Origin of the sequence: Haloarcula amylovorans, from assembly GCF_004681185.1 — an archaeon.
GTDB classification, from domain to species: Archaea; Halobacteriota; Halobacteria; order Halobacteriales; family Haloarculaceae; genus Haloarcula; species Haloarcula amylovorans.
In genome coordinates this window covers 928883-944826 of record NZ_SRIF01000001.1, presented here as the reverse complement: position 1 = coordinate 944826, position 15944 = coordinate 928883, and the positions used below count along the sequence as shown (strand labels likewise).

The window sequence follows — 15944 nt, the reverse complement described above, 5'->3', positions numbered from 1 at the left end:
GCGTCGCGTTCACTCGCCGGACTGCGCGGTCGAGGCGTTCTCTCCCTCTCCGCTTTCGGAATCGGCGTCAGCGGCGATGGGTTCGTCGCGGAGACGGCGCTCGGCTTCGTCGCGGTCTTCGGGGTAGCCGATGTCGTTGCGCCAGCCGTCCATCCGGATGGCGTCGATGGTCCGGCCCGAGTCCAACAGGAGGTCGACGGCGTCGCTGATCTCGTACTCGCCGCGGTCGGAGGGCTGGACGAGATGACATGCATGGAAGATGGCGGGCGTGAACGTGTAAAAGCCGGTCATCACGAGATTGGAGGGCGGGTCGTCGGGCTTCTCCACGACCTCCGTGATCTCGCCGTACTTGTTCGTGTCACAGACACCGTAGCGACTCGCCTCGTCCCAGGGCACTTCCTCGACGAGGAAGGCGGCGTCGGCTCGCTCCTCTTGCTGGCGGTTGACCACGTCGCGAAGGTTGGCCTCGAAGATGTTGTCCCCGAGCATCAACATGAAGTCGTCGTCGATGTGCTCCTCGACGGTCAACATGGCGTGGGCCAGCCCCTTCTGCTCGCGCTGGTGTGTGTACGTGATGGGGACGCCGTCGAAGGCGTCTTCGTAGTGGTTGATTATCGCCTGCTTCTTGTAGCCGACGACGACCAGCAGCTCGTCGGCTCCGAGTTCGATCAACTGCTCGAAACAGTGGGTCAGGATGGGCTTGCCGTCGACTTCGACCATGCCCTTGGGCTTGTCTTCGGTGAGCGGGCGGAGGCGGCTCCCCTTACCGGCCGCGAGTATCACAGCGTCCATCGTACCCAGAGTACGGGGCGTCACCGGGGAAAGGTATAGCCCGCCTTCGCGGAGTAGCGAGTGGTTTCGTCGGTTTTCTCGACCGGGAACCGTCTGCCCGAAGACGGGTCTGACCCCGGCGAGTCGGGATTCGAACCGCTACGGTTCGACGGGCGGAAATCGTCGCCGCCAGATGCTAATACGCCGTTATTTTCCGCCCAAGGGTGACTCGCTCTCCATAACAAAGTACGCCCGAAGCATGTGCGTAACTATGCCACAGCAGTGGACTCTCAGCGGCGATTACGTCGAAGCGTGTAACTGCGATGTCGCCTGTCAGTGCGTCTGGCTGGAACCGCCGGACGACGACGTCTGTACCGTCTCGCTCGCGTGGCACATCCGCGACGGGAACTACGGGGACGTGGACCTGAGCAACCTCTCGGTTGGGATGCTCATCTCCACCCAGGAAGGAGTCATGTTCGACCCCGAGACCGGGTGGGACGTCGTGTTACTGGTCGACGAGACGGCCGACGACGACCAGCGCGAGGCCATCGAAGACATCTACTTCGGTCGCGCCGGCGGTATCTGGGAACCGGTCGCTGACACGCACGTCGAATCGGCCGAGGTCGCGTCCGTCCCTATCGAGTTCTCCCGCGACGGTGACGAGTTCGCCGTCGAAATCGGCGATGCCGTCTCGATGGAGGCCCACGGAGCCGTCGGCTTCAACGAGGAGGTCGGGACGATCACCCCGCACCCGCTCACCAAGAGCCTCGAGGTACAGACCGGTAAGTCGACGACGGCTACCGTCTCCTACGGCGACGAGTTCGACTGGGATGTCGCCGAGAACAACGCCTACCTCGGGGACTTCGAACTGGCGAACTCGTAAAGCACATGACCGACGACCGTCCCGGCGACGCCCCCGACTACGAGGGAGACGATGCGAGACGCGGTTAGACGGCAGTTCGGGGTACAGCGCATCCCGACCGTCGCGCTCGGTACCTACGTCGTCGCCCTGCTCGCGTGGATAGCCGTCGTCGAGCGCTGGCTCCCGATGGCAGGGTCGGGCGGTGGCATGCAGATGTCTGCGCCCGGCGTTCCCGAGGCGATGGCGCTCTCGAACGGCCTTCGGGGCGTGGTCCTGTACCTCGTAATGTGGGGCGTGATGATGGTCGCCATGATGTATCCGTCGTCGGTCCCGCTGTTCAGCATGTATCACCGGACGATTTCGGGGGCCACGCGCGCGGGGAGGGCGGCTCGCGTGGCGGCGTTCATGGGAACGTACGCGTTCGTCTGGACGCTGACCGGCGTCGTTCCGCTCGCGGTGAACGCCGTCGTGCCCATCGCGACCGTCGCCGACGAGCACACGGCGCTCCTGTTCGGCGGGACGCTGGTCTTGCTCGCGGCGTATCAGCTGTCGCCGTACAAGTATCGGTGTCTGACGCACTGTCGGACCCCGCTCGGGTTCCTCATGGAGTACCACCGACCGGGGGTTCGCGGCGCGGCCTCGATGAGCGCCCGATTCAGCGTCTTCTGCGTGGGCTGTTGTTGGGCGCTGTTCGCCGTCATGGTCGTCGTCGGGTCGATGAACGTTCTCTGGATGGCCGCGCTCACGGTCGTGCTCTCACTCGAACGCCTCGTCGGGTGGGGGGAGCGACTGGCGAGCGGGATCGGCGTCGCCGCTGGTATCGGCGGCGTGGCACTGCTCCTGCTCGCGATATCGTGAGCGAAGACGTGTATAAAAGACGCCTCAGGCCTCGATATCGTCGTTTTCAGCCACTCTCTCCGAGAGGCCGACGTGTCGACGCGCGCCGTCGGCGTCGGTGAGGTTACGGAGAGAGTTGCGCGCGAGCTCGGCGACCTGTCGGACGAGTTGGGCGTTGCGCGCCACCGGTGTCTCGGGGTCGAAAAAGAGGTTGTCCTCCATCCCGACCATCGGGTGGGCACCGAGGAAGAAGGCCATCGTCGTCAGCGGGTACTGGTTGGGGCCGGTCGCCCGCACCAGACAGTGAGCCTGCTCCGGCACGGCGTCGAGCACGGCCAACAGGTTCTGCGGCGTTCCGACCGTTCCGCCGGGGGCACCGAGCAGCAGCGTCACGACCGGCGGCCCGTCGAACACCTCTCGTTCGCGCAGGCGGTCGACTTCGTGGAGGTCTCGACCGCTGGTGACCAGCAGGTTCGGGACGACTCCACGCTCTTGCAGTTCGCCGACGAACTGGTCGACGTCACGGCGACTCGTTGCCGACGTTCCGCGATAGCCGTGTTGTGCCGGGCCGACGCGGACCGACGCGAGATCGGGCACCGGTCCTTCGTCGATAGTGGCGAGGAAATCGCCGGGTGGACAGTCCGGCCCGACGGCGTACTCTACCAACACGTCGTCCGTACAGCGGTCGCGGACGGCGCTGCCGAACGCCGGCAACCGAGTCGGCGCGGGATTGCCGTCGCTGTCACGCCCGTGGAGATGGGCGATAGACGCGCCAAGGGTGACGGCCTCGTAGACCTGTTCGGCCACGTCCTCGACGGTCACGGGTAGCGAATCGTTCGCGTCGGTCGAGTAGCGATATCCTGTCGGCGCGACACCGAGTGTGACCTCGTCACCGCGGATGTAATCGTCGTACGTCATCGTCGGTCTCCCCCGAAATCGGGTACGTGGTCACACCAGAGACCGACCGTTAGTTATGGAGGTCTTTCGTCACTCCTCCAGTTCGACGAGGGCGTCCTCGTCGGCGACGATGAACGCCTCCTCCAGCAGTTGGTCTTCCTCCGCGGGGAGGAAGACGTACCGGTCGTCCGTCTCGGACTGGATGACCGTCAGTTCCGCCAGTTCGTAGCCGAGGTTCTCGTGCGGGTCCGGGTCGTCGGGGACCTCGTCCCAGTTGCCGTCCGAGAACATACTTAGTCCTGGAAGCGGTTGACGTCGGCTTTCCCGTGGACGTCGATGGAGCGAACCTGGCCGCTGTAGTAGTAGGCGGCGACGCCGTTACAGACTCGCCCGGACGCGGAGCTACCGTTCGCCGCGCGCTTTTTCGCCGCCAGCGTCGTCCCGCCCTTGACGACGGTTCGTTCCTCGTCGACGACGAGATCACCGGAGACGGCGAAGCCATACATCGCGCCCTCCTCGGCGTCGCCGGTCCCGTCGATCTCGATGCGCTTTGGGAGTGGCTGACTCGCTTCGGACTCGCTTTCAGCGTCGTCAGACGAACGCTCGGACGTCTCGTCCGAGTCGCCTTCGGACGCCGCATTGTCAGACGACTCCTCGTCTGCCGACGAGCCGGCTAACTGCCCCGTAATCGTCGTCGAGTTCTCCTCGGAGTCGCCCGACGAAGTGTCGTTGTCGGTGCTGGCTTCGTTGGCCGCCGATTCGACCGCCGACTCGTTCGCGGAACTGTCGGATGTGGACAGAGCCGAAGCGTTCGAGGACTCCGGTGTCGAGGTCGATGGTTCGGTCGTGGAGCTATCGTCCGACGAACCGCCGTCAGTTTCCGATTCGCCCGTCTCCGTACTCGTCTCGTTCGACGCGTTATCGGTGGCTGTCTCCGTGCTCTCGGTTTCAGTCTCCGTACGCTCGGTCGGTTTCTCGGTCGTGTTCGTTCCGATCGATGCGTCGGAGGTGTCCGCACTCGTTTCGTTAGACGATCCACTCCCACTCGCGTCCGCACCGTCACCGATGGGCGTCCAGATCGCGTAGTCGGTGTTCGGTGCGGTCGCCTCGCTGCCGGTGACGGCCTCGAACCCGGACGGTAACTCCGTATTACCGCTACCAGTCAGGTTGATGTTCTCGCCGGACCAGTTGCCCTGGATGTCCCACTCGGTGTCGACGGGCGCGTTGTCGGAGTTGTTCTGGATGCGGCAGTTCCGGACGACGCCGGCACCGCCTTGGCCGCGTTCGTGGAAGTCGAAACAAGGGCCGCCTGGGTCGCCCCAGACGAAGTCACAGTCCTCTATGACAACGTTCTGCCCAGCGTCGTCGAACTTGATACCGCGCTGAGCGACGCCGCCGCCCTCCTCTGCCGGTGCGGTCTCGGTCGCCTCGAAGTAACAGCCGCGGATGACGCTGTCGCCGGGTGCGAAGCGGACGCCCGCCGCATTCGTGTTGCGGAACACGCAGTCCTCGACGACGACTTTCCCGTTCCCACCCGTATAGGGGTCCGAGACGTACAGCGCGACGTTGCCGAATCCCTCGAAGTAACAGGACTTCACCCGGAGCGTGCCCGCGTGGTCCGTTCCGGCGTAGATCCCAGTCGAGTCGGAGCCGTCGACGGTCCCGTCGGGCATGTTGACGTTGACGACTTCCATCGTCGCTCCCTCGGCGGCGCCGACGCGCCAGCGGGACTGTTCCTGCCCGCGCTTGCCCTTGACCGTGATATTCTCGACGCGGACAGTCCCGCTCGTCGCGCGGATGCCCGGTCGGACCGTCGTCTCCGGGTCGTCGGGTCGATTGAACGTGACACCGTCGGCCGACCCGACGAGCGCGCAGTTCCCCTTATCGCCGCCGAGCCCGGCTCCCGTGTACTCGTACTCGCCGGCCGGTATCAGTACCTCGTTCCCGTCTGTGAAGTGCTCCTCGAGGTACGAGTCGATGTTGTCGCCGTTCGAAAGCCCCTGTTCACCGAGGTCGACGGTCGTCTCCGCTGCGGTAGCTCCGCCGAATGTCGAACTACCGAGCGCCGCCGTCGCGGCGACGCCGACCGTCTTCACGAACGTTCGTCGGGTAGTATGCTGACCTTTCTCCGCTTGCGCGTCGTCGTGGCGTTCTGCCATGGTCGGGCAGGCTTGACTTACGGGAAAAGGCGTTCTGGCCAGCTACCGCGTAAGGGTCACCTACTTACCGGCGGATAGTCACCGGAAGAGTACACCCTGCATACCACCCGCTCTTGGTTCCCCGAAAGAGGCGCTTAATTCAGCGAACACCGCCACACACGGATTATCTCCCATGAAGGAATTATATTCTGTCTGTTCTGATAGAGTAAGAATCAGGTATTCCAAGTGAACTGTCGGTAAGGCTTCGATAACAAAGCCAAACGACGAGAGAGACGCCCACGATGCGGACGCTCTTACTCGGACTGGACGGCACCTGTCGGCCGGTTCTGGATTCGGTGTTCGAGGCCGGCGTCGCGCCCACCCTCGAATCGCTGTTCGAGGAGAGCGCGACGGGACCGCTCACCTCGCAGCTGCCGCCGTGGACGCCGAGCGCGTGGCCGTCGCTATACACCGGCGTCAACCCCGGGAAACACGGGGTCTACGGGTTCCTGACGTTCGACGGATACGACTACGACGTAGTGGACGCGACGGACGTACGCGCTCACGCGCTGTGGGAGTTACTCGACCAGCGAGGCCGTTCGAGCGTCGTCGTCAACGTTCCCGTGACCGCGCCAGCCAGCCCGATCGACGGCGCGATACTCCCGGGGTACGTCTCCCCGGAGGACCCGCCGGGCCATCCCGAGGGGATTTTCGGCGACGTACGCGACGAAATCGGACCTTACTCGGTCTACGGGCCGATGGATACGCCCGGCGAGGCCGCCCTCGACGACGTGGCGGCTCACTCGAAGACCCGCGGCGACGCCTTCGCTTATCTCGTCGAGCGGTTCGATCCCGACTTCGGCTTTCTGGAGTTTCAGCAGACCGACACCGTCTTCCATCGCCGACCGACGGACACCGAGGCTATCGAATGTGTCTTCGGGGCCGTCGACGACGCCGTGGCGACGGCCCTCAACGCCGCCGATCCGGACAACGTCGTGGTCGTCAGCGACCACGGCATCGGCGAGTATAGGGGGTTCGAAATCCGCGTTAACGAGTGCTTACGCGACTGGAACCTGGCCACAGTGACGGCCGGCGGGGAGGGGATGCCATCGTGGGACGCCATCGCTCGCCGCCGCCTCCAGCGGGGTGAGAGCGGTGGGACGCCCGACCCCGGGCTGCTGGAGCGCGGTGTCTCGTCGCTCGCCCGGCTCGGCGTGACCAGTCAGCGAATCGAGGCGGTTCTCGAACCGCTCGGACTGGCCGAGGTCGTCGCTCGAATCGCACCAACCGACGCCGTCCGCGCGGGGACCGAGCAGGTCGACTTCCGGACCTCCCGAGCGTACATGCGGGACCGAATCGAACTCGGGGTCCGAATCAACCTCGCGGGCCGCGAACCCGAGGGAGTCGTCGAACCGGACGAATACGAGGCGACGCGGGCCGAGTTGCTCGACCGGTTGCGCGACCTCGAAGATCCCGACGGCGAGCCGGTTTTCGAAGCGGTCCGACCGCGAGAGGATATCTTCGAGGGTCCGTATCTTGACGACGCGCCCGACGTGATGGTCGTCCCTCGGCAGTTCGAGAACTTCCTCAACGGATCGTTGCTCGGCGACAGATTTGGCACGCCGCGGGAGTCGTGGAACCACAAGCGCGACGGCATCGTCGCCGCGACGGGCGCGGACGTAGACGAGACGGCGTCGCTCGCCGACGCGCACCTTTTCGACATCGCGCCGACCGTCCTGGGGACGTTCGGAGTTCCACAGTCGACCCTGATGGACGGGACGGCGCTGCCGATCGTCGAGTCACCGCCGGTCGAGACGTACCCAGAGTACGAGGACCGCGACGCGAGTACGCGGGACGATCACGACGTTGCCGACCGGCTCGCGCACCTCGGCTATCTCTCCGAGGACCAGTAGCGTCGATTCGGTGAATTTTCAGCGGCAGCCACACGACGGACCACCGAGTACGCCGATTCGCCCGAGCGAGTGAAGGTGGACGTTCCCCCGTTCGAGGGAAGACCGTCGCGTCACCAGCGGTCGGCCCGTGACCGTGATGTTCGCCCCTCTGAGCACCGACCCGGTGGAGGTGAGAACGTGGACGCCGTCGCGATCGAGACCGGACTGACAGAGACAGAGGTCCTCGATGAGCGTCCCATTGCGTTCCGATATCACGACCGCTGCGCCGCGGGCCGCCGGTCCGTCGACAGTGAGTCGGCGTAGCTGAATCGGATGGCGACGAGCGTCCGACCCGACTGCATCCGGCGATTTCGCCCAGACAGCCGGGACATCGTCGGCCGCGACGGTGACGTGCGTGTTCCGAATCGTCGCCTCGTTGAGCCACTTTGCACAGGTGATACCGCCGTCGCTCGACGTCACGTTCTCCATGATAACCCGACAGTTCTCGACGAGGACGTCCGACCCCTCGCGGAGGCGGATACCGCGCATGTTCGGAACGCCCGCTCTGGCCTCGTTACAGCGGACCGTGACGCCACGCACCGTCGCCGGGCCGCTGACGCGGACGTTCGAGACGCCGCTGTTCCGGTAGACGCCGCCGACGACGTCGACGCGGCCGACGGCAGGCGAGGCGTACAGGCCGTTGTCGGGGAAGCCGTCGACGTGGCAGTCCGTGAACGCGATGTGGCCGCGGTGGGCCTCACCGACGTAGCACCCAGTGTTCGTAAAGCGGGGGTCGCCGCCGTCCGGCATCCGGAGGCGGCGGACGACGCCCGTCCCCTCGTCGCGGGTCACGTCGAAGCGCATCCCGTCCTGGTCGATGTCCATCTCGCCGCGGACGGTCACATCGCTGACCGCCAATCCGTCCTCGACAGCGGCGTGTATCGGTCGCGGCCCGGTGTTCGCCTGCCGGAAATCGAACGTCAGTCCGGCGATCGCAAGGTCGCGAGCGTCGCCGTCGCCGCCCAGCCCGAACAACGGGCCGGTGAGTCCGGGCTCGGTCGTGATGGTCGCTTCCGGACCGACGACGGCGAGGTGTTCGAACTCCTCGACGCGCCAGCTACCGTCGAGGCGGTACTCGCCGGGCGGAAACCTGACGAGCGTGTCGTCGGGGTCGAGTGATTCGAGAATCGGGAGTACGGATTCGGAGCCGCTGGTGTCACCACCTGCCTCGGCGATGTCGACGACAGTTTCGTACCGTTCGGCGTCGGGGGGTCGCTCCCCTGTCCGTCGCTCGATGTCGAGCGGCGTCTCGCTCTCCGGTGTCGGACCCGGCGTCCTGGGCGTCGGCGTCTGCCTGTCGGGTCCTGGCCCCGGGTCGTCACTTGGACACCCGGCGAGCGCGCCGAGCAGCCCCGCCGCTCCCAGCCGCTCGATTAGCTCTCGACGGGTCCAGTCCCTTCCCATAGGCACGCTGACGGTGGTCGAAGATTTGTTATAGTGGCCGTACAGGGAGTAAGGCTGTTCTGCTCGTCCACCTACCGTACTCGTCTCAGTCCTGTCCGACCGGGGCGGAGACGGCCGCCGTGTCGTCGTCATCGTCATCGCCGTCGTAACCACTCGCTTCCGCCTCGGCGGTCGCCCGGTCGTCGAGATAGCTCTCGTGTGAGTAATCGAGCAGCATCGCGCCGAGGAGGAACACGGTCGAGAGGGCCAGCACCGCGACCAGCTGGGAGATGGTCGAAAGCAGCCCCTCGTCGCTACGGACCGCACGGACGAGGCCGGCCGCCCCCGTCGCGCCCGCGGTCCCGTACAGCACCGCGACTGGGTGGACGCCGTCGGAGAGGTGTTTCGCCCGGAGCCGCCACAGGAAGTTCCGGAACAGCATCCCCGATACCCGCGGGATGTACGAGCGATAGCTGATGTGACTCTCCTCCTCGCCGTAGTTCGCCGGTCGGGGCACGTCGAGGACGCGCAGCCCCGCGACGTTCAGCCGGACGAGCAGGTCGTTGCAGTAGCCGTAGAACTCGTACATCTCCTCGATACCCGCTGTCTCCAGCGCGTGTAGCGAGATCGCGGTGTAGCCGTTCTGCGGGTCGCCGATGGACCAGTAGCCGCTGGCGATGCGGGTGAGCCACGTCAGGATGCGGTTGCCGACGTACCGAAAGCGTGGCATCGTCCCGTAGTGCCCGTCGAGGAGACGGTTCCCTTTCACGTAGTCGGCCTTGCCCTCGACGATGGGACGGATGACGCCTTCGAGCAGTTCGGGTTGCATCTGGGCGTCGCCGCCCATCACTGCCGTGACGCCGATTTCGTCCTCGCGGGCGGCGAGATACCCTGTCTTGATCGCGCCGCCGACGCCGCGGTTCTCGTCATGACGAATAGGGACAACACGGCGCTGAAACCCGTTCGTCCGGCGATCGCGCTCGTTGACTCGCTTGGCAGTCTCCTGTATCTCTTGCCACGTCCTGTCGGTCGACCCGTCCTCGACGACGTAGACGCGATCGACGTAGTCGGGGATCGTCTCGATGACCGTCCCGACCAACCCCTCTTCGTTGTACGCCGGAACGACGACCGCAACAGTTGTCTCCCGGTACATCTCACCAGCCCCCCAAACGTCGTGGATGTTCGAAGCCCATTCTCATCAGTACTGCCGGTGAGACCCGCATTGTTATGGTCGGCTTGCGGGCAGCGGCGGGCAGACGGCGACCGCTTCGACGGCTTTCGCCGCCATACGACGTCCTTACGCCCGCATGGCGGCGTGATAACTGAACCCTACCCGCCCACACAGAACCTATAACAATACCCGCAGGACCGAGGTACTGTGACGATGACGCTCGAAAGCGCGGTCGTCGGTGGTGGAACTGTCTCGGACTTCCATCTGTCAGGCTTAGAGAAGTGCCCAGCGACGAACCTCGTCGCCATCTGCGACGTAGACGAGTCCAGAGCACGCAAGAAAGCCACGGAGTACGACATCAGCGCCTACGCCGACTTCGAAGCGATGTTGGCCCGAGAGGACCTCGATTGGATCCACCTCTGTACGCCTGTCCAGACCCACCTCGAACTGGCCCGGATGGCTATCGAGGACGGTATCGCGGTCCAGATCGAGAAACCCGTGACGACCTCCGTCGCCGAGGCCGAGGAGCTGGAGAAGTTGGCCCGAGAACACGACGTGCCGGTATCTGTCGTCCACAACCACAATTTCGATCCGGCGATCCGCAAAGCCTCGAAGCTCATCGACGCGGGGGCAATCGGCGAGGTGCGCTCGGTCGACTTACTCTACAGTGGCGAGACCTACCCCGACGACGTTCGCCGGGGCGCGTGGGCGTTCGACCTCCCCGGCGGTGAGTTCGAGGAGGGCCTCCCGCATCCGATCTATCTGGTGTTGAAACTCGGCGGGTACCCGGTCGAGGCGGGCTCGATTCAGTCACAGACGGAGCGGACCCGCGAGTACGAGCAGGGGTTCGACTACGACAGCGTCACCTTCCAGTACACGAGCGATTCGGGCGTCCTCTGTAGCGGGACGGTGCTGGCGAGTGACGTTCCCCACAAAGCGATACGAGTCCACGGCGAGCGCGGGAGTCTGGACATCGACATCGTCTCTCAGTCCGTCACTGTCCTCGATAAGGACTACGAGGCATCACCGAAGGCTCGGGCGCAGGCGAACATCGACCACGTCCTCGGGCGCGTGCAAGGAACCGTCGAGAACGTGGTCGCCGTCGCGCGGCGAGTCCTCGACGACGACTGGACGGCAGAGCGCGACCTCGATTCGCACTACTACCAGTTCGATGCCGACGCGCGGGCCATCATTCGCGGCGACCCGATGCCGGTCCCCGTCGAGGAAGGGACTTGGACGATGCGCATCATGGAGTCGATCCGGGCGGCGGCGCTTGAACCGATAGACGACGGGCAGCTTCGAGTCAACACGGATTCGGCGTAAGCAGTCGCTACTGGCGTCCGTCGAGGCGACGGCGCTCCATAACAAAGCGGGAATCTTCTGAAACCCGAGCATACTCAGGCGGGCACCAGCCCGTGGGACCACAATGGAACGGGATACACTAGCCATCACGAGCATCGCGTGGATACTGCTGGTCGTCGTGGCCAGTTTCGCGCCGTTTACGCCGGTCGGGACGGCCGCCGGGAACGTCGAGAACGTCGAAGAGCGGCCCGACGCGTACGCCGTCGTCCAGGGGAGCCAATGCATCCCGCTGGCGACGGTCGGCGACGCCTCGCAGAACGTCTCGACGTACTACGACTACCGCGGCGGGAACCAGTCGGATTACAGTTCCCACGGGACCGACGACCTGCAGGTTTCGGGGGTGAGTCAGTTCTACGTCTACCGCGGCGAAAGCGGCGACAGCCTCGTCTTCCTCCACGACAGCCGGAACGACGACACCGGCGGCGGAGCAATCTCGATGGATATCACCGGTATTCCCTCACAGGCGAGCTGGGCCGTCGAAGACGACAACTACGAGGGGATGGACGACAGCTTCGAGCACACCGGGACGACCAGCGATATCGACTGGCAGTGGCAGCCGAGTCGCAACGACGGCGCGGCGCTTCGCGGTCTCGCCCACGTCACCCCGACCGACGGCATCGAAATCTCGGCCCGCTTCGGCACGAACAGCGACTCTCCGGACTCCGATTGGGCCGATGACCCGATCGCGTGGCGAGCGCGAAGTCCGAGCGGTCTCGTCGAACTCGATACGTCCCAATCGGTCTCCGTGGTCGCGGGGACGTGTCCGAGCGCGGACCTGACCGCGACGCCCGCCGACCCCACCGTCGGCGCGAACGTGACGTTCGACGCGAGCGGCTCGACGCCGGCGGACGGCATCGTCAACTACCGCTGGGACGTCGGCGACGACGGAAGCTTCGAGGCGCAGACGACCCAGCCGACGTTCGAGCGGACGTTCGACACGGCGGGCGAGAAAACGGTCGCCGTCGTAGTCGAAGACGCGAACGGTAGACAGAGCGAAGCCAACGCGACGGTGACGGTCGGGTCGGCCCAGGAAGTCGAGGCCGTCGTCGAGTCGCCGGCGTCCGCTCGTGTCGGCGATGCGGTGCAGTTCGACGGCCGTAACTCGACGGCCAGCCAGTCGGCCACCTACCAGTGGGCGTTCGGCGACGGGGCGACGGCCACAGGACCCGCTCCCACCCACGCATACGGGAGCGCCGGCACGTATGACGTCACGCTCACCGTGACCGACGGGACTCAGAGCGACACGGCCAACGCGACGCTCGCTGTCGAGGCGAACGAGAGCAACGACCCGACGGCGGCGCTCTCCGGGCCGTCGACGGCGACGGTCGGTCAGTCCGTCACCTTCGACGCCTCGAACTCGACGGCACCGCGCGGCGACGCGACCTACCGCTGGGACGTCAACGGCGACGGCACCGTCGAGACGGAGACGATCCAGCCGACGCTGACGACGGCGTTCGACGCGCCCGGCGACCGGACCGTCAGCATCACTGTGGTCGACGGGACGAACCAGACGGCGACGGCGAGTGCGACAGTAACCGTCGAACGTGAGTCACAGGGCGGCAGTGGTGGCGGCGGTGATGATGGCGGTGACGACGACAGTAGCAGTGGCAGTACGGGCGGTGGCGGCGCTGCCCCGCCGCCATCCAACGACGGACCCCCCGCGACCGCGACACAAATCGACGGCGGCGTCCGCGTCGAGGTCAACGACCCCGGAACTGGTGCCGTCGGCGTGGCGCTGGACGAGGGGATGCTAGGGTCCGGTCCAGCGGACGTCCAGCGGCTCGCGCTTGCCGATGCCAGAGCGGGGACGACCCTCACCGTGACCGACGCGTGGAACGGGAGCGACGGGCCGCCGACCGGCAGCGACGAGACCCTGTTGGCGCTCGACCCGACGGTCGATGGCGGATCGGCACCCTCGTCGGTCACGTACCAGATAGCGCTCGACCGGGAGGCGATTCGCAACCGCGGCGGCTCCGTCGAGTCGCTCACGGTGGCGACGTGGACCGGGTCCGACTGGCAGGCTGCCGAGACGACCGTCGTCAGCAACGGTTCGACGGTCGTGGTGAACGCCACCGCCGGCCCGGAGACACCGCTCGCGGTCGGCCTCGCGCGACCCGACGTGGTCGGCAGCAATTTGACTGTGGAATCTGACCTCGTCGCCGACCGGCCGGTGAACGTCACGGCAACGCTTTCGAACACGGGCCAACGCGATGGAGCGAAGACGATAACCGCCGTACTCGGCGGACGGGTCGTCGGTTCCGAGCGAGTGACCCTCGGCGCGGGCGAGACGAGACGGGTCACGATGTCGGTAGTGCCCGCCGCGTCGGGCCGCCAGCGACTCACCATCGCCGGCCAGAGCCGGATGGTCGACGTCGCCCCCTCCGAGGCGAACATCAGTCAGCCGACTGTCACCGTCGAACGCGACGCCGTGAGCCCCGGAGAACCCGTGCGCGTGACCGCGACGTTCACCAACGAAGGGACCGAGTCGGGCACCGTCACCGCGTCGTTCGTCGCCTTCGGCGACGTCGTCGGGACGAAGCGCCTCACCGTCGCCGCAGGAGCCGCAGAGACGGTCACCTTCGAACAGCGCATCGAACAGCCCGGGCAGTACACGGTCGGCGTGAACGGCCAGAACGCTAGCGTCACTGTCGACGGCGACGCGGCGCAGAGCCAGAGCGAGACGCCAGCGGGCGGTAACGGCGAGTCCAACGGCGGGATGTCCCCGCTGCTTCTCGGTCTCGTCGCCGTTGGGAGCGTCGGCTTGCTGGCCGGCGGGATCGTGGTTCTCAGCCGACAGCTCTGAGTCGCGACGGGGACGGTCTTTTCTTCTGCTACGCAGACTCCTCGGGGTACACGCAGACGGCGTACAGCCGAAGCGAAATTGCCGAATGGACGATTCTGACACGACGGGCAGGAACTCCTCACTCGACGCCGTCGGCGAGGTGCGTACATCGATACGCCGACCCGTCTCGGGATCGTCCCACGACGCCTACAGTGGCGCGAGGACTGGCGGGCACCGACTCTGGTTGATGGACGCTCCTCGTCGTACGGCAGCCTACGTTGTGGCCGGGCGACGAGCTGGCGCTAACGGGACGACGGAAGCAAGCGGACTGAACGACGAATCAGCTCCGACTGTACGGCGAACCGGCGCTACCCATACGGCGGCTTCACCGTCGCGTATGGCCGACAGTCGACATAGAGCGACACGCCACACTCACGGAGAGGCGACGACGGTGACGGCGTCGCTGTGCTGTCACGACCTGTGGCACGCTGGCCCGACTACTGGACGAGAGAGCGTGTCGTCGACTCTGCGTACTATCGCGAAAAGGAGTCTGACCACCGACTGAACCGCGACATTACTGCGACGGGGTCGGTGTCGCCGTCGGCGTCTGCGTCGCGTTCGTCGACTGCGCCGTCTGCGACGAGTCAGCTGGCGTCACGTCGAGTCGTAGGTAGAGAACCCGTTCGGCCGTGTTCTCGTTCACGCTGTCGGGCACCGGCCCGCGAACGACGTAGTAGACCAGTCGGAGGTCCTGTCCGGCCATCGACGGTCTGACGGTGTGGTCGTAGGTCCACGTCTCGTTGACGCCCACGCGCTGGCTCTGGGTCAGCAGGTCGTTGCTCGCCAGCACCGTCCCGCCGTCCACGCGCTGAATCTTCGTCACGACGGTGTAGTTCGCCGCTTCTTCGTGATGGTTCGTGACCTCCACGACGAGTTGTTGTGGTTGACCCTGCGTGACGTTGGTGGGGTAGCCGCCCAGTCCGCCGTCGCCGGATTTCGTCAACAGCGAGGCGCTGGTGTAGGACATCGACTGCTGTGGCCCAGCGAGGGCGACGGTGGCTGACCCGAGGGCGGCCACGACCGCGAGACACAGACAGACCGTCAACACGTTCGTCACCGCGTCTCCGGCGAAGACGCCCTCGTTTCGGGGCTGTCGTGCGACGGTCAGTGGGTCGAATCGCTCCCGGGACGGCAAGAGGAGTCGCCGCACACCCCCGACGACGACGCCGAACCCGACGATGGCCCACACCGCCGCGAGGACAGACTCGGTCGTCAGCTGGACGCCCGCAGCGCCGAGGGCGACTGCAAAGAGCGGAATCAGCGTGACGCTGACGCCGAACGCGAGCGCCAGTCGCTCCTGGGGGAGCAGTCCGTCGTGTGCCGAGGACAGCGAGAGCGCCCGCGACTTCTCGCCTTCGTCTCTGTTTCGCGGTCGGTCTGGAAAGAGCGCTGCGACGATGGCGTATCCGGGGGCGAAGAAGACGAGTATCGACCCGACGACGAACAGGCCGACTTCGCCGCCGACGTCGCCGGCGACTGCCGCCGTCGCGAACGCGACGTACGCGACGAGCGCAACGAGGTCTACCGGGACGACATCGAGAGTCGATTCCACGAGACGACGGGCGGTTTCAGTGACACTCACACGTCGGTCCCCCACTGGCCGGCCGAGCGCGAGGCGTCGACCGGGACGCTGACCACAGACATTGTTCGATTACGGGCTTTCCCCGAACGTCGCTTTGTTATACCGCGCATACCACCGCAGCCCGTCGGTTCAGGGACGGCAGGCTAC

At 65.8% G+C, this 15944-nt stretch carries 12 protein-coding genes; 5 read left to right on the top strand and 7 right to left on the bottom strand.

Translation table 11 applies throughout. From position 1 onward, the window contains the following. Positions 1-9 precede the first annotated feature (9 nt). Positions 10-792, bottom strand: a complete 783-nt coding sequence (gene aglF, locus E4S61_RS04845) for a UTP--glucose-1-phosphate uridylyltransferase AglF (protein WP_135302762.1) — start codon at positions 790-792, stop codon at positions 10-12. Between the two features lie 250 nt (positions 793-1042). Between aglF and E4S61_RS04840 the strand changes: the two genes are divergently transcribed. Together E4S61_RS04840 and E4S61_RS04835 are read left to right on the top strand one after the other, a co-directional pair. After that, the gene (locus E4S61_RS04840; protein WP_135302761.1) at positions 1043-1654 is read left to right on the top strand and encodes a DUF1326 domain-containing protein; all 612 of its coding nucleotides are present in this window, start codon (positions 1043-1045) and stop codon (positions 1652-1654) included. Between the two features lie 51 nt (positions 1655-1705). Beyond that, on the top strand, positions 1706-2491 hold the full coding sequence (locus E4S61_RS04835; protein WP_135302760.1) for a DUF2182 domain-containing protein: 786 nt from the start codon (positions 1706-1708) through the stop codon (positions 2489-2491). 24 nt (positions 2492-2515) lie between these two features. Here E4S61_RS04835 and E4S61_RS04830 read toward each other — a convergent pair whose 3' ends face one another. From E4S61_RS04830 to E4S61_RS04820, 3 genes are all read right to left on the bottom strand, one after another. Beyond that, positions 2516-3388, bottom strand: coding sequence for a BKACE family enzyme (locus tag E4S61_RS04830; RefSeq protein ID WP_135302759.1), 873 nt, complete (start codon positions 3386-3388; stop codon positions 2516-2518). A 69-nt stretch (positions 3389-3457) separates the two neighbouring features. Continuing rightward, entirely contained in the window at positions 3458-3658 is a 201-nt protein-coding gene (locus E4S61_RS04825) for a hypothetical protein (RefSeq protein ID WP_135302758.1), read from the bottom strand. Between the two features lie 2 nt (positions 3659-3660). Further along, complete coding sequence (locus E4S61_RS04820) at positions 3661-5526, bottom strand: hypothetical protein (RefSeq protein WP_135302757.1); 1866 nt, start codon at positions 5524-5526, stop codon at positions 3661-3663. Positions 5527-5807: 281 nt separating this feature from the next. Here E4S61_RS04820 and E4S61_RS04815 point away from each other — a divergent pair, with 281 nt between their 5' ends. Beyond that, positions 5808-7418 carry an alkaline phosphatase family protein gene (locus E4S61_RS04815; protein WP_135302756.1) on the top strand — a complete coding sequence of 537 codons (1611 nt, stop codon included), beginning with the start codon at positions 5808-5810 and terminating at the stop codon, positions 7416-7418. 18 nt (positions 7419-7436) lie between these two features. On the opposite strand, the gene E4S61_RS04810 is transcribed toward E4S61_RS04815, so the two are convergent. Together E4S61_RS04810 and E4S61_RS04805 are read right to left on the bottom strand one after the other, a co-directional pair. Further along, positions 7437-8861, bottom strand: coding sequence for a hypothetical protein (locus E4S61_RS04810; RefSeq protein WP_135302755.1), 1425 nt, complete (start codon positions 8859-8861; stop codon positions 7437-7439). A gap of 85 nt (positions 8862-8946) precedes the next feature. Continuing rightward, positions 8947-9993, bottom strand: a complete 1047-nt coding sequence (locus tag E4S61_RS04805) for a glycosyltransferase family 2 protein (protein WP_135302754.1) — start codon at positions 9991-9993, stop codon at positions 8947-8949. A 231-nt stretch (positions 9994-10224) separates the two neighbouring features. Between E4S61_RS04805 and E4S61_RS04800 the strand changes: the two genes are divergently transcribed. Further along, on the top strand, positions 10225-11334 hold the full coding sequence (locus tag E4S61_RS04800) for a Gfo/Idh/MocA family protein (RefSeq protein ID WP_135302753.1): 1110 nt from the start codon (positions 10225-10227) through the stop codon (positions 11332-11334). Positions 11335-11437: 103 nt separating this feature from the next. Further along, a complete protein-coding gene (locus E4S61_RS26475; RefSeq protein WP_135302752.1) occupies positions 11438-14176 on the top strand; it encodes a PKD domain-containing protein in 2739 nt (912 codons plus the stop codon). A gap of 553 nt (positions 14177-14729) precedes the next feature. On the opposite strand, the gene E4S61_RS04790 is transcribed toward E4S61_RS26475, so the two are convergent. After that, complete coding sequence (locus E4S61_RS04790; RefSeq protein ID WP_167768418.1) at positions 14730-15797, bottom strand: DUF1616 domain-containing protein; 1068 nt, start codon at positions 15795-15797, stop codon at positions 14730-14732. Positions 15798-15944: the final 147 nt, after the last annotated feature.

Bases quoted from the DNA above. Each gene is read 5' to 3' on its own strand.
- E4S61_RS04800 (WP_135302753.1), top strand. From the start codon at position 10,225: ATGACGCTCGAAAGCGCGGTCGTCGGTGGTGGAACTGTCTCGGACTTC.
- E4S61_RS04810 (WP_135302755.1), bottom strand. From the start codon at position 8,861: ATGGGAAGGGACTGGACCCGTCGAGAGCTAATCGAGCGGCTGGGAGCG.
- aglF (WP_135302762.1), bottom strand. From the start codon at position 792: ATGGACGCTGTGATACTCGCGGCCGGTAAGGGGAGCCGCCTCCGCCCG.
- E4S61_RS04815 (WP_135302756.1), top strand. From the start codon at position 5,808: ATGCGGACGCTCTTACTCGGACTGGACGGCACCTGTCGGCCGGTTCTG.
- E4S61_RS04835 (WP_135302760.1), top strand. From the start codon at position 1,706: ATGCGAGACGCGGTTAGACGGCAGTTCGGGGTACAGCGCATCCCGACC.
- E4S61_RS26475 (WP_135302752.1), top strand. From the start codon at position 11,438: ATGGAACGGGATACACTAGCCATCACGAGCATCGCGTGGATACTGCTG.
- E4S61_RS04805 (WP_135302754.1), bottom strand. From the start codon at position 9,993: ATGTACCGGGAGACAACTGTTGCGGTCGTCGTTCCGGCGTACAACGAA.
- E4S61_RS04830 (WP_135302759.1), bottom strand. From the start codon at position 3,388: ATGACGTACGACGATTACATCCGCGGTGACGAGGTCACACTCGGTGTC.
- E4S61_RS04825 (WP_135302758.1), bottom strand. From the start codon at position 3,658: ATGTTCTCGGACGGCAACTGGGACGAGGTCCCCGACGACCCGGACCCG.
- E4S61_RS04820 (WP_135302757.1), bottom strand. From the start codon at position 5,526: ATGGCAGAACGCCACGACGACGCGCAAGCGGAGAAAGGTCAGCATACT.
- E4S61_RS04840 (WP_135302761.1), top strand. From the start codon at position 1,043: ATGCCACAGCAGTGGACTCTCAGCGGCGATTACGTCGAAGCGTGTAAC.